This window comes from Nocardiopsis lucentensis DSM 44048, from assembly GCF_000341125.1.
Lineage (GTDB): Bacteria > Actinomycetota > Actinomycetes > Streptosporangiales > Streptosporangiaceae > Nocardiopsis > Nocardiopsis lucentensis.
In genome coordinates, this window is the sequence record NZ_ANBC01000009.1 from 1 (window position 1) to 13,317 (window position 13,317).

10 protein-coding genes are annotated in these 13,317 nt (G+C 71.3%); 2 read left to right on the top strand and 8 right to left on the bottom strand.

The features are described 5' to 3' along the window. The coding region (locus tag D471_RS0100235; RefSeq protein ID WP_017596767.1) for a GntR family transcriptional regulator at nt 1-285 on the top strand (285 nt) is incomplete at its 5' end. Between the two features lie 270 nt (nt 286-555). Here the strand turns inward: D471_RS0100235 and D471_RS0100240 are convergent. The 4 genes from D471_RS0100240 to D471_RS0100255 form a co-directional block, all read right to left on the bottom strand. Then, nucleotides 556-1,890, bottom strand: a complete 1,335-nt coding sequence (locus D471_RS0100240) for an HD-GYP domain-containing protein (RefSeq protein ID WP_017596768.1) — start codon at nt 1,888-1,890, stop codon at nt 556-558. After that, the gene (locus tag D471_RS0100245; protein ID WP_017596769.1) at nt 1,890-3,203 is read right to left on the bottom strand and encodes an HD-GYP domain-containing protein; all 1,314 of its coding nucleotides are present in this window, start codon (nt 3,201-3,203) and stop codon (nt 1,890-1,892) included. Before D471_RS0100245 ends, D471_RS0100240 begins: the two co-directional genes overlap by 1 nt. 840 nt (nt 3,204-4,043) lie before the next feature. Further along, complete coding sequence (gene rsrA / locus D471_RS0100250) at nt 4,044-4,400, bottom strand: mycothiol system anti-sigma-R factor (RefSeq protein WP_017596770.1); 357 nt, start codon at nt 4,398-4,400, stop codon at nt 4,044-4,046. Beyond that, entirely contained in the window at nt 4,397-5,071 is a 675-nt protein-coding gene (locus D471_RS0100255) for a sigma-70 family RNA polymerase sigma factor (protein ID WP_017596771.1), read from the bottom strand. Before D471_RS0100255 ends, rsrA begins: the two co-directional genes overlap by 4 nt. 346 nt (nt 5,072-5,417) lie before the next feature. Between D471_RS0100255 and D471_RS0100260 the strand changes: the two genes are divergently transcribed. Next, nucleotides 5,418-6,239, top strand: coding sequence for a class I SAM-dependent methyltransferase (locus D471_RS0100260; RefSeq protein WP_017596772.1), 822 nt, complete (start codon nt 5,418-5,420; stop codon nt 6,237-6,239). Nucleotides 6,240-6,359: 120 nt separating this feature from the next. Here D471_RS0100260 and thiC read toward each other — a convergent pair whose 3' ends face one another. The 4 genes from thiC to D471_RS32395 all read right to left on the bottom strand — a co-directional run. Then, nucleotides 6,360-8,036 carry a phosphomethylpyrimidine synthase ThiC gene (gene thiC, locus D471_RS0100265; RefSeq protein WP_083923984.1) on the bottom strand — a complete coding sequence of 559 codons (1,677 nt, stop codon included), beginning with the start codon at nt 8,034-8,036 and terminating at the stop codon, nt 6,360-6,362. A 225-nt stretch (nt 8,037-8,261) separates the two neighbouring features. Then, nucleotides 8,262-9,119 (bottom strand): SOS response-associated peptidase, encoded by an 858-nt coding sequence (locus D471_RS0100270; protein WP_017596774.1) that lies wholly within the window; start codon nt 9,117-9,119, stop codon nt 8,262-8,264. A 10-nt stretch (nt 9,120-9,129) separates the two neighbouring features. Beyond that, nucleotides 9,130-10,167, bottom strand: a complete 1,038-nt coding sequence (locus tag D471_RS0100275) for a DUF3068 domain-containing protein (protein WP_017596775.1) — start codon at nt 10,165-10,167, stop codon at nt 9,130-9,132. Next, the coding region (locus tag D471_RS32395) for an alpha-(1->3)-arabinofuranosyltransferase domain-containing protein (protein ID WP_017596776.1) at nt 10,164-13,317 on the bottom strand (3,154 nt) is incomplete at its 5' end. The genes D471_RS32395 and D471_RS0100275, both read right to left, overlap by 4 nt.

Here is a 13,317-nt window from a genome sequence, read left to right on the forward strand (position 1 = left end):
CGGCGCTTCCCCGGGCTCCGCCGTCAGCTCGACCGCTACGCGTCGCTCTACGAGGCTCTCGCGAGCGCCTACGACGTGTCCCTGGCCGAGGCGGAGGCGTCGATCGAGACGGTTCTGGCCACCCCCAACGAGGCACGGCTGCTGGGTGTGGACGTCGGTCTGCCGCTGGTGCTGCACTGCCAGCACAGTTTCGACGCGGACGGCCACCCGGTCGAGTGGGTGCGTTCGCTCTACCGCGGTGACCGGTACAAGTTCGTCACCCGCCTGCGTCCCCCGACGGACTGAACCGGGAGTATCTTTTTGGGCCTGCCGCTTCGCTTCGGCCCGCCCGTCGCCCGCCACCGCCCGAGGGCCGCTCCGCGGCGGAGCGGGCACCCTCAATCGACGCCTCCGGCACGGTAGTCACTTTGTTCGGACGCCCCGAAGGCAGGGATTCTTCATCCTCGCCTGACGCTCGTTCCTCGCTCGCGGCTCGACTCGCCCGCCCGTCGCCCGCCACCACCCTCAACGGACGCCTGCGGCGCAGTCCCATCCACAAGAACCCTGCCGGCGTCCTCACGCGCGAACGAGCACGGTGGCCAGGGCGTCGACCACCCTCGGGTCGTACTCGCTCTCGGTGTCCATCCGGAGGCGTTCCAGGACCGCGGCCCGGCGTTCGTCGTCGCCGTTCTCCCCGACGAGGTCGTCGAAGGCGTTGGCCACCTTGATGATCCGGCTGCCGAGCGGCGGCACGCCCTCGTCGCCGTCCCCGGCCAGCGGCTCGCACTGGCGGCGAACGACCTCGGCGACGCTGTCCAGAACCCCGGTCTCCCGGATGATGGCCGACCCCAGTTCGGCGATCCGCCGCTGCTCCCGGGGTGAGGCGAGCACGGTCGCGCCGCCCGCGATGGGCTCGCGCAGGGACAGCTGCCCGATGTCGTGCATGAGGGCCGCGTACTCCAACTCCAGCAGTTGGGCCTCGGAGAAACCCAGTTCGCAGGCGATGCCGTGGGCCAGGTGGCTGACCCTGCGCGAGTGCCCGTTCTCCACGTACCCGCCGACCTCGGTGACCCTCGACAGCGCCCGCACCGTCTCCAGGTAGGTGCGCCGTACCTCCGCGTGGCGCCGGAAGGCGACCTGGGAGACCAGGAGCGGGGCGCTGAACACCAGCAGTCCCACCAGTCCGGTGACCGTGCAGGCCAGCGCGATCAGTACGCCGCTGGCGCCGATCGCCGCGCCCGTCGCGAACTGCGCGCGCACCTCGTCGCGCACCGCGACCAGCAGGTTCGTGCGCAGACGTTCGGCGCGCAGCACACCGGCCATCACGGCGTCCACCAGCCAGGTGAGCAGCACCAGCGAGGCCATGAGCAGCGTGACCCGCACCGAGGGCTCCGTCAGTGACAGCTGCGTGACCAGCGGGCGGAAGGCCACCGCGATGAGTATCACGGCCAGCACCCGCCGGGCCAGGTCCTCCAGGCGCGGGCTCCGGCCCACGGCGACGTGTGGCAGCTCCCCCAGCGCCAGCCCGAGCCCGACCACGGCGACCACCTGTGACGCGGAGTGCTCCACGGGCACGTCGCCGAGGCTGACCAGGAACGCGTAGCTGATCGCTCCGGCCGAGGCGATCGGGGCGACCTCCCGGTGCCCGGGCAGGGTGATGCGCGCGAGCTCTCCGACGGCGATGACGAGGCAGAAGGTGAGCGCGACGTAGGGCTCGACGGCCCCGTGCGCGGCGGTCCACACGACGGCGGCCAGCGTGCCCGCCCCGGCCGCCGCGACGAGCACGGCGCGGATGGGGCGCGTGGTACGCCAGATCGGTCCCCGCGGTCGCTGGAGTCCGAGCGCCCCGCCCTCGAGTCCGGTGAGCGGCGGGCGGGGTGACGAGGCCTCGTCGGACTGGCTCTGGGTCATCATCGGTCACGCCCACCCGGAACGGCCTCGGCGGGTGCGGGCGCCGAGCCCTCGGCGGCCGGTTCTCCGGTCCGCCCGACCGCCTTCTCGGCGGCCTCGTAGCAGCCCCCCGGCGGCTCGGCGATGTCCGGGGTCTTCCAGCCCTCACGCTCGACCGCCCGGACGAGCGCCTCGACCATCCGCCCGTCGAACTGCGTCCCGACGCAGGCCCGCAACTCGGTGATGGCGTCCTCCACGGACCACGCCTTGCGGTAGGAGCGCGTGGAGGTCAGGCAGTCGAACACGTCGGCCACGCTGATGACGCGGGCGGACTCGGGGATCTCCATCCCCACCAGGCCCATGGGGTAGCCGCGTCCGTCCAGCCGCTCGTGGTGGTGGCGGATACCGGCCAGTGCCTCGTCGAGGAAACTGATCTCGCGCACGATCTCGTAGCCGCGTGTCGGGTGCAGTTTGATCGCCGCGTACTCGTCGTCGGTGAGTTTCCCGGTCTTTTGCAGCACCTTGGTGGGCACCCCGAGCTTGCCGATGTCGTGCAGCATCCCCGCGTAGCGGATCTTCTGCACCCGTTCGGCGGGCATACCCAGTTCGCGCGCGATCATGGCGGCGCCCTCGGCGACGCGCATGCAGTGGCCGCGCGTGTAGTAGTCCTTGGTCTCGACCGCCTGGCACAGCGTGGCGAGCGTGGCCTCGTGGGCCCGCGCCTCGTCGGCCTGCTGCGCGAAGGTCCAGCGCGCGATGAACAGGGGCAGCAGGACCAGCAGGGGCGCGATGATCCCGACCCCGCCCCAGACCGCGGCGATGGCCAGACCGAGCATCTGGTAGCCGATCGAGGACAGCTCGACCGCCACCAGCGGGCGCCAGTGGATCGGGCTCTTGCGCCGGGCGCGGACCGCGCCGAGCGTCCACATCAGGACGCCGACGAGCGCGGAGTTGACCACGGTGTGGGTGATCACGGCCGCCACGTACGGCAGCAGGATCATGGGAAAGTCCTCGCGCACCGGTTCGCCGACCGTGCCTCCGCACAGGAGGTAGACGTGTCCGGCCGCGTAGGCGGCCAGGGCGAACTGCGCGCCGTTGAACGCCCGCTTGACGAGGATCTGCTTGCGAATGGTCAGGCAGGAGGCGAAACCGACGACCGCCGCCCCGACCGGCCCCACCAGAACGATCGCGGCCAGTGACACCGCCGAGCTCGGCGACATCCCCATCTTGCCGTTGGAGACGACGATGGTGCTGATGGACTCGGCGACCACGAAAAGGACGGCCACGAGGACCAGGGTCTTCAGGTCGATACCCGAATACGGCCCGACCAGCACGATGGTGACAGCACTGACAACGATGATTCCGACGTAGACACGCGCGCCCCCAGGAAGAGCCCGCACCCCCGTTCACCCCCCGCCAACGACGACCGGACTGTCATGATTTCACCGGTTCCGTTCTACCACCAGGACCATCCGGCGAAGGCGGATACCGTCCAAAGAACCATCATCGCTACGTGCAGCATGCTGATGAACACGGTTGTCCCCTCTCCCCCCGATGCCGCGCGCCCCCATTCCCCTGGACACGCGGCGTAAATTACCCCATTCGTTGGATATGGCGTCCAGTTTAACGGGCCAACACGGGTCCCGGATTACCCCCAACCCGAACCGCCACCCCGACGAACACCCCAACTGACCAGTAGTTCCGGAGTATGGAATTACTAATTCAAGTCGTAATTTCAGATGATAACTCTGAGTCACCACACGCCACTGGCCAGCGATGCCGAAAAGTCCACAGCGAAGCCCATCTCGCCCCACCCTTCCAGTCGCTTCTACCTGCACTGACTACGCATGGTAACTGTTCGATCGAAGAGTGCCGATCAGCGGGAAAAAACATTCCGAGTCGGTCACGACACGAAAGAGGGCGAGCGCGCCGGGCGTGTCGACACCCCTCACCCCGCTCCACTCGGACAGGCACGTGTCCAAAACCCCCGCAGACACGGGGAATCCGACTCGACATACTCCCAAACAACTACAGACCACGCATGACACGACATCACACGACAATTCAAGACAGCAGGCTATAACGCATACAAAAGGTGGCGGTGACTGGAAATACAGTCACCGCCACCGCGTGTCACGGCCGTTGGGGCGTCCCCGGGAGCCGAGGACCCTGACTTACTCCGAACTTGCCTCGCGCACGAGGTTTTCGCCGTCCTCTTTCACCTCGCGCACGAGGTTTTCCCCGTCCGCATTCGCCTCGCGCTCCAGGGATTCCTCGCGCGCGCGCGCCAGCCGGCCGAGAACCTTGTCCCGCAGATCCAGGGGAACCGGGTCGCACCCGCAGTGCTTGGCGACGATCTTCTTCACCGCCTCCTCGAGCCCGTACTCGTCGAGGCAGGGCGCGCAGTCGTCCAGATGCTCCCTGATCTGCTCGCAGTTGCCCTCCTCCAGCTCCCCGTCGATGTAGGTGTAGAGCTTGTCGAGCACCTCGCTACAGGGGGTTTCGCTGTCCTTGCCGTGGCCGCCGCTCATTGCCGATCTCCTCGATCCGACCCGTTCGCCTGTCCCCGACCTCCCGCGGACGTACCCGACGCGACGGCACCGGCGGAGGCCTCCGCCCGCGCCGTCGGCAGGAAACCGCGGTCCACCGCGTACTCCTCCAACAGGGACCGGAGCTGGCGACGCCCCCGGTGCAACCGGGACATGACCGTCCCGATCGGCGTGCCCATGATCTCGGCGACCTCCTTGTAGGCGAAGCCCTCGACGTCGGCGAGGTACACCGCGATCCGGAAGTCCTCGGGCAGCTCCTGGAGCGCCCGCTTCACGTCACTGTCAGGCAGGTGTTCGAGCGCCTCGGCCTCGGCCGACTTGAGCCCCACGGCCGTGTGCGAGGCGGCCTGGGCCAACTGCCAGTCCTCGACGTCCTCGGTTCCCGCCTGCTTCGGTTCCCGCTGCTTCTTGCGGTAGGAGTTGATGAAGGTGTTGGTGAGGATGCGGTACAGCCACGCCTTGAGGTTCGTCCCCTGCTTGAACTGGTGGAACGAACCAAACGCCTTGGCGAACGTCTCCTGAACGAGGTCCTCCGCGTCGGCGGGGTTACGGGTCATCCGCAGCGCCGCGGAGTAGAGCTGGTCGAGGAAGGGCAACACGTCCCTCTCGAAGCGCTCCTCCCGCTCACGTGCTGTCTCCTGGCCCTCTTCCAAGCCCGTCGGCCTCCCTGCGCTGGTCTCGGCTGGAGCATCCATATCCCCAAGATACGGCTCCACACCCAGGACCCGCGCACCGGCGCCGCGTGGCGCGGACACGGCCTCCTCGCGCTCCAGGCACGCGCTGGCGGTCGACATAGCCGAAGATTCCTCCCCAACATCCGTTGCCGCGCGCCGGACCCTGCGTCCCGCGCGGTGTCGGTGACAACAACGCCCTTCGCACGCTGATTCCAGCCGGGCGGGGAGAAGCGGGCCACCGCGCGGTGAACTTTGTCGTTTGGCGTCATCGGCGGAGGTAGGGCATGGGAGAGTGCGGGTAGGACCACACAAGGATGGGAGAGGAGTGCACGTGCGACCGTCCTCGACCCCGGCATCGGACCGCCCACGGTCCCCGGCCGCCCAGTTCGCCACACCCGACCAGCTGTCGGACTACTGGCGCTTCTACTGGGCCGTCGCCGAGACGCAGATCGCGCGGTGGCTTCCGCCCGCGCCCGCCCGGCTGCTCGACCTGTCGAGCCCGGACTTCCAGGGCACCCACCGGGCCGTCGCCGCCGGACACGACGTGGTCACCCTGCTTCCGTCGGAGGACGTGGCGGTGCGTCGGCCCCTGACCCTCGTCAACGGGCACGCGGGGGTGCCGCGTCCGGCCCGCCGCGGGCGGTTGCGGCACGTGGTGGGCGACTCCGCGCTGCTGCGCACGTTCGCCTCCGGGGTCTTCGACGGGGTGATCGCCGACAACCGCGTGCTGTCGCGGCAGTTGGCCACGGAGTCGTCGATGACGGAGATCGCGCGGGTCCTGCGCCCGGGGGGACGGACACTCGTGTGCGTGGACTCCGTGGTGCTCGGGATGGCGCTGCTGGCCGAGCAGGACTGCTGGCCCGAGCTCAGCCACGCACCCAGCGCCGACGTGCTGCTGGTGCCCTGGCCGGACGGCTCCATCACCCGGTGCTTCACCTCCGAGCAGCTCACCGAGACCCTCGCCGACGCGGGGCTCGAGCTGGAGTGGATCAAACCGCGCACGGTGCTGTCGCCGTCCACTGTGGAGGGGATGCTCGCCCGCGACCCCCGGTCGATGGGCCGCCTGGTGGAGATGGAGACGCGCGCCACCGAGTCCGACGACTACGTGGGCGTGCACCTGGTGGCCAGCGCGCGCAAACCGGGCTGACCCCGCTTCCCTGCGGCGGCGCCGCTCCGGCCGGCCCGGGCCGACGACCGGGCCGGGAGGGAGCCCCGCCTCCGTTCGGGGCGCGGATCCCTCCCGGGGTTCCCGGGGCCGTCGGACGGGTCAGTCGGCCAGCGGCAGGTACACCCGGTTACCCGAGGCCGCGAACTCCTCGGACTTGTCCGCCATGCCCTTCTCGATCGCCTCGACCGTGTCCAGCCCGTTCTCCTCGGCGTACTTGCGCACGTCCTGGGAGATCTTCATCGAGCAGAACTTCGGCCCGCACATGGAGCAGAAGTGCGCGGTCTTGGCCGGTTCGGCGGGCAGCGTCTCGTCGTGGAAGGACTGCGCCGTCTCCGGGTCGAGCGACAGGTTGAACTGGTCCTGCCAGCGGAACTCGAACCGCGCCTTGGACAGCTCGTCGTCCCACTCCTGTGCCCGGGGGTGGCCCTTGGCCAGGTCGGCGGCGTGCGCGGCGAGCTTGTAGGTGACCACGCCGGTCTTGACGTCGTCCCGGTTGGGCAGGCCCAGGTGCTCCTTCGGGGTGACGTAGCACAGCATCGCCGTGCCGTGCCAGCCGATCTGGGCGGCGCCGATGGCGGAGGTGATGTGGTCGTAGCCGGGGGCGATGTCGGTGGCCAGGGGGCCGAGCGTGTAGAACGGCGCCTCGCCGCACAGCTCCTCCTCCAGGCGCACGTTCTCCGCGATCTTGTGCATCGGCACGTGGCCCGGGCCCTCGATCATCACCTGCACGTCGTGCGCCCGGGCGATGTGGGTGAGCTCGCCCAGGGTGCGCAGCTCGGCGAACTGGGCCTCGTCGTTGGCGTCGGCGATCGAGCCGGGCCGCAGGCCGTCACCGAGGGAGAAGGTGATGTCGTACTCGCGCAGGATCTCGCAGAGTTCCTCGTAGTGGGTGTAGAGGAAGCTCTCCTTGTGGTGGGCCAGGCACCACGCGGCCATGATCGAACCGCCGCGCGAGACGATGCCGGTGACGCGCCTGGCCGCCAGCGGCACGTAGCGCAGCAGCACGCCGGCGTGGACGGTCATGTAGTCGACGCCCTGCTCGGCCTGCTCGATGATGGTCTCGCGGTAGATCTCCCAGCTCAGCTGGGTGGGGTCGCCGTTGACCTTCTCCAGGGCCTGGTAGATGGGGACCGTGCCGATCGGGACCGGCGAGTTGCGCAGGATCCGCTCGCGGGTCTCGTGGATGCGCTTGCCGGTGGACAGGTCCATCACGGTGTCGGCGCCCCAGCGGGTGGCCCACACCATCTTCTCGACCTCCTCGGGGACCGACGAGGTGACCGCGGAGTTGCCGATGTTGGCGTTGATCTTCACCAGGAAGTTCTTGCCGATGATGGTCGGCTCGGACTCCGGGTGCCTGCGGTTGACCGGGATGACCGCGCGGCCGATGGCGATCTCCTGGCGCACGAACTCGGGGTCCATGCCCTCGCGCGCGGCCACGAAACGCATCTCGGGGGTGATGGTCCCGGCCTTGGCGTAGGCCAGCTGGGTGACCGCGCCGTCGACGGGTTCGCGGGCGTCGATCCAGGCCTGCCGCGCGGCGGGCAGGCCCCGGTGGACGTCGATGTCGGCGGTGGAGTCGGTGTACGGACCTGACGTGTCGTACAGGTCGAAGTGGCTGCCGTTGCTGAGTTCCACCCGGCGTTGCGGGACGCGGAGCGTGAAACCGGCGGGGTCGTCGATCTCGCGGTAGACCTTCCGTGATCCCATGATGGGACCCGTGGTCACCTGGTGCTCGTCAGCGGTGGAGCTCGCGGCGCGGCTGTCCATAGCCGTCATGGCATGCCTCCCTACGTCGGAATTACCCGAACAGGTTCTGCGGTCGGCGACACCGTTGAGCCGCCCTCTCAGCCCGCCATGGCGCGAGCTCCCGCGTTGCGTATTCACATATGCGCACGTCGGGGATGGGATGAACGACGTGCGTGCGCCCCGGAGGGGGCGCTGGCCGTGTGGCCTCGCACACCATACACAGAGGTCCCCGGGCAGTGTCCAGCCGCCCCCAGGTCAGAAAAGTGTGTCGGACCCGTCATCCCCCGCGGCGGGCACGGGGGCCAGGAGCTGGGGGCCGTTGTTCTTGATGCTGTTCACGTCGGTGGAGACCTCGTCGAACACGAGCCGCTGGGCCGGTGTCCCAGCCATGGCGTGGGCCAGATCGTCCGCGCCGGAGTCGGGGTCCAGCCAGGTCGCCCAGTCGTCCCGGGACAGGATGACGGGCATGCGCTCGTGGATGTGGGCGAGTTCGGGCGCGGCCTCGGTGGTGATGACCGCGCAGCTCCACAGCCAGGCGGCGGGGTCGTTCTCGTCGACCTCCGGATCGCGCCAGCGCTCGAAGATCCCGGCCATGGCCAGCGGTTCGTCGTCGCCGTAGTGCACCGCGAACGGCTTCTTCGCGGCCTTGGCCTTGCGCTTGCGGTGCTGGGGGTCGGTCGCGGGCGAGGTGCTCGGCTCGGCTCGGCCGTCGGCCCCGATGAGCTGCCATTCGTAGTAGGCGTCGGCGGGCACCAGGCACCGGCGGCGGCGGAAGGCCGCGCGGAAGGCGGGTTTGTCGGCGACGGTCTCGCCGCGCGCGTTGATCATCCGGTAGCCGACGTTGCGGTCCTTGGCCCAGGAGGGGACGAGTCCCCAGCGCAGGGTGCGCAGGTGGCGCGGCCCGGCGGGCTCGTCGGTCTCCCCGCTCCCGCGCGGGGGCGGACCGAGCACGGCGTAGACGGTCCTGCCCGGGGAGACGTTGTAGTCCGGGGACAGGTCGTCCAGCGGAGGCCAGGCCCGGGGGTCGGCCTCCTCCGGGATGGTCTCCTCGGGGAGGTCGAAGGCGAGCCGGAGCTGCTGCTGGTTCCGAGACTGGGCATAGCGACCGCACATGTGTCCGATCCTAGGGCGTTCTCGGCTCCTTCCCGAGCCCGTCCACCCAGTCAACGTGTTCGTGCATGTCACGCCTCCGCCGCAGCGCCGTCTCCCGGGTCCGCCACGCCTGGACGAGGCCGGCCAGGACGGCCAGCGCGCCCAGCGGGCCGAGGATCCAGGGCGCCCAGGTGTCGAGGACGGTGAGCAGGAAGGCGCGGACGCGGGCCTGTTCGGCGAGGGCGACCACCTGCCCCTCGGACAGGGTCAGCTCGGCCGACAGCAACCCGACCTCACCGCCTCCGCCGCGCGGGCGCAGGGTCTCGGACCGGGTCTCCTGGGCGTTGACGACCAGACCGCTCACGGGCTCGACCCAGTAGACGCGGGTGATCTCCACCCACCGCGCGGCGGTGACCGTGCCCTCCGCGCCGGGGGTGAACAGGGCCGCGGGCACCGACCGGGCCGAGCCGGGGACCTGGGTCGACTCGACGGTCTGGGTGTAGAGTCGGGCCGTCACCCCGGCCACCTGGCCCTCGGTCTGGAACTCCAGGCGCGGCGCCGAGCGCACTTCGGCGTCGTAGTGGGTGACGTCCTCGGCCGGGGCGCCCGCGGGCCAGTGGAACACGAGCCCCGCCTGCCGGACCGCCCGGTCTCCGTTGACGTGCTCGCCGCAGCAGTTGACGGCGCGGCCGGTCACGCGGTCGACGATGACGCGGCGGCTCCAGTGGTCGATCATCCGCTCCGGGGTGGACACGTCCACGGACATCTCCCAGGCCGACCAGTCACCGCCGTGCGGGGCCGCGTCCACCCTGACGACCCGCCGGAGTTCGACGCCCTGACGCAGGGACCACGTGGACGCGTCGAGGTAGGCGGCGTCCTCGTCGACCATCCTGAGCTCGAACTCGGCCGAGGCGGGCAGGAGCGCCACCCGGTCGTGGACGTAGAGGGGCAGCAGGGCGGCCAGGGTCAGCAGGAAGGCCCCCACGGCCACCAGGAGGGTGCCTCGGTGGATCGGGCGGTCGTCGGTTCCCGCGGAGCCGCCCACGCCGACCTTGGTCAGTGCGCTCATGTGCGGGCCTCCTCGACGTCGGAGTCCGGTGCGGGCGCGGACTCACGGCCGTGGCCGTTCCCGTTCCCGTCGGCCGCCGCCCCAGCCGGGTGGTCGGGTTCGCCGAAGGGCGCCGTGCGGAGCCGTTCGGCGGCCCGGGCCCGGGGGGCCGCCCCGGGGTCCGGGGAGTCGTCCCCGCGCTGGCCGAGGGCGAGGACGAGCCTGGCCAGGGCGGGCAGGCACAGCGCTTGGGCGGCCCAGCCGCGCAACGCTCCCCCGAACACCTCGGTGACGTCGTGGAAGGGCATGTACAGGGCGAGGTGGGTACCGACCGCCATGGCCAGACCCGCCAGCGCCAGCGCGACCGCGACCGGCCACGGCCCGGCCAGGTGGGGCAGGGTCCGCCCGCCCAGCGACGGCCGCCCCGGCCGGGCGTGGCGCAGCCCCTTGGGTGCCTGGCGGCCGAGCCACCAGACGCACAGCAGGATCACGGCGACGACGGCGGCTCCCGCGGCACCCGCGACCCACACGCCGTAGGCCAGGCCGAGGGGCAGGACCGCCCACCGGTTCAGCCAGCCGGGTCCGGCGGCGGGCAGCGCGCGCCCGGAGCGGCCCGTGGACCCGGCCGCGCGGGCGAACGCCGGCGCGAGGGCCGTGGGGACGAGGCGTCGCGGCCACAGCGCCAGGACCACCAGGAGCCCGGCCAGCCCGGCGCCCGCCGCGAGCGCGGACCGGTAGGCGGTGTCGGGCGCGTAGGTGAGCGTGACGGTGCCCTCGCTCCCGGCGGGGAGCACCCAGGCCTGCTTCCAGCCCTCCAGCCGGACCGGTTCCAGCGCCCCCTCGGCGCCGGACAGGGTCGCCTCCCAGCCCTCGTTGAAGTTCTCGTTCACGACGAGCAGGCTCTCCTCGTCGACGGCGACGTCGAAGCGGCGTTCGTCCGGTCCCCAGGCGTGGACCTCCTCGACCTCGGCCGTCTCCACGGGAACGCGGTCGGCGAGGGAGGTCTCGGTCTCGACGAGGGCGGAGCGGACGTCGTACCGGTTACCGGGGTCGACGATGATCCGGTTCTCGCCCTCCGTCAGGTCCAGGTCGGTGCAGCTCTCGTAGCGCAGCGGGCGTCCGGTGAGCTGGTCGGCGAGCGTGCCGTCGGAGATCCGGGTCTCCACGCGCAGGCCGTTGACCCGCAGTGTGGGCCCCAGGCCGCAGGCGGTCGCGGCGTCGCCCTCGGGAAGCGGCTCCACCGGGTCGACGCCGGGCAGGGTGATGGTGCCGATCTCCAGGTCCTGGCCCTCGGGGCGCTCGAAGGTGACGCGCACGGAGTCGGCCGTCAGCTCCGCGAAGTCCACGCGGCCGCTGCCGTCGAGCCACCCCTCGCGGATGGTGTCGCCGCCCTCGACGGTGACCCGGATGGGCCGGAGCACGCTGTCGGCCCGGGGGAAGGCGACCTCCAGGTGGTCCAGTTCGGTCGGCTCGCCGAACTCGATGTCGAGCCAGGGGTGCTTCTCCTCCGGGTCGGGGTACCAGACGGTGGACTCGTCGTCGTCGAGCGCGCCCCGGCCCATCGCGGCGGGGTGCTCGACGGCGGTGGAGGAGGCGGTCACGCGGGGGTACGGGCTCGCCCGGTTGGCGGCGTTCTCCGCCTCGCGGGGGTCGGTGAGCACGACCTCGCCGGACACCCGGTGCGCGCTCTCCGCCGAGTCGGCGGAGAGCGCGAAGGTGCGGTCCAGACGGCTGGCGTCCTCGCCCTGGACCTCCAGGCGGGAGTTGCACACCCACACGTGGGAGCCCTCCACGCACCCCGGAGCGGTGCCGGTGGAGCCGGTGAACAGCAGGGTGTCGGCGTCGGCGGGGCCGGGGACGCGCAGGGTGCGGGTGGCCTCCAGCCCCGGCAGGGACAGGGAGGTGATGCCCACTCGGGTGCCGAAGCGGTACTCCGGCTCCCAGGCCAGCTCGTCGACGCGCACGCGCAGGGTGGAGGTCGGGCCGGGCGGGGCCATGAGCTCCTGGGGTTCGTCGGTCTGCGCGACCGGCGCCTCCGTCTCGCCGTTGTCGGTGATCACGGTGACGCGGGAGGGCGGCGGCTCGCCGGGCAGCTGGTCGAAGGCGATGGTGAGGCCGTCGACGTCGCGGGGCTCGGCGAACTCCACCTCCAACCACTGGCCGAGCGCGCCGGTGAAGGCGCTCGAACGCCAGCCGGTGGTGAGGTCGTCGTCGAGGGCGGCGTGCGGCGCGTGGCCGGGGTCGCGGTCGGAGCCGCGCGCCCCGGCGCCGCTCTCGGAGGAGGAGGCGCTGACCGATGCGACGCCCAGGTCCTCGGCGTGGGCGACGTAGGGTTCCCACGCCGGGTCGAGGACGTCGGGGGCGGGGACGTCCCTCTCGAGCTCCTCGTCCTCGGTCAGGGTGGCCGAGACGTTGCGGCGCACGTCCGGGTGGACGACCTCGCGGCGGCGCGCGGAGTCGGTGACGACCGTGTCCTCGGGGGCGATCGCGTCCGCGCCCGGGTCGTCGCCGAGCAGGACGGGGCGGTCGTCGTTGACCAGGCCCTGTTCGGCCAGGTGGAGGAGGGACTCAGGGCCCCCGGTGACGCGGATGGCCTCGTCCGCGGGGACGGTGCCGACCGTGGGCGCGGCACCGGCGACCTCGTAGATGGTCAGCGCGGGATAGGGCTGGTCGAACCAGCGCGCGGCGGGCTGGTGGTCGAGGGAGCCGATGACCGGACCGAACTCCGCGGCCTGGGTGATCCCGGGTGAGTCGCCCAGGGCCTGGTGGACACGGGCGGGCCAGCCGCCGTTGTTGCCGGTGCGCTGGAGGTCGTTGCGGACGATGAGGTGGGTGACACCCATGCGGGCGAGGGTGTCGGCGAGTCCGGCCGATCCGCGCCCGGAGGAGACGCGCTGGTCGATCTCGTGGGTGAGGCGGGAGACACCCGCCGAGCCCCACGGGATGATCTGGTGGTTGGTCCAGGCACCGGTGAGCAGCGGCTGCATGGGTTCGTCGAGGGGGCGGCCCCACTCGTACTCGCCCCGGGCCGAACCGGGCAGGGCCATGGTCATGCCGCGCTCGTCGGCGCGTTCGTTGAGCCAGTCGGTGGCCTCGCGCCAGTGTTCGGGGAGCGATTCGTAGCCGCCGTGGGGGGCGATGCCGACGGTGCCGATCGGCAGGGGGGGGGGC

Bases quoted from the DNA above. Each gene is read 5' to 3' on its own strand.
- D471_RS0100275 (WP_017596775.1), bottom strand. From the start codon at position 10,167: ATGAGCGCACTGACCAAGGTCGGCGTGGGCGGCTCCGCGGGAACCGAC.
- D471_RS0100270 (WP_017596774.1), bottom strand. From the start codon at position 9,119: ATGTGCGGTCGCTATGCCCAGTCTCGGAACCAGCAGCAGCTCCGGCTC.
- D471_RS0100240 (WP_017596768.1), bottom strand. From the start codon at position 1,890: ATGACCCAGAGCCAGTCCGACGAGGCCTCGTCACCCCGCCCGCCGCTC.
- thiC (WP_083923984.1), bottom strand. From the start codon at position 8,036: ATGACGGCTATGGACAGCCGCGCCGCGAGCTCCACCGCTGACGAGCAC.
- rsrA (WP_017596770.1), bottom strand. From the start codon at position 4,400: ATGAGCGGCGGCCACGGCAAGGACAGCGAAACCCCCTGTAGCGAGGTG.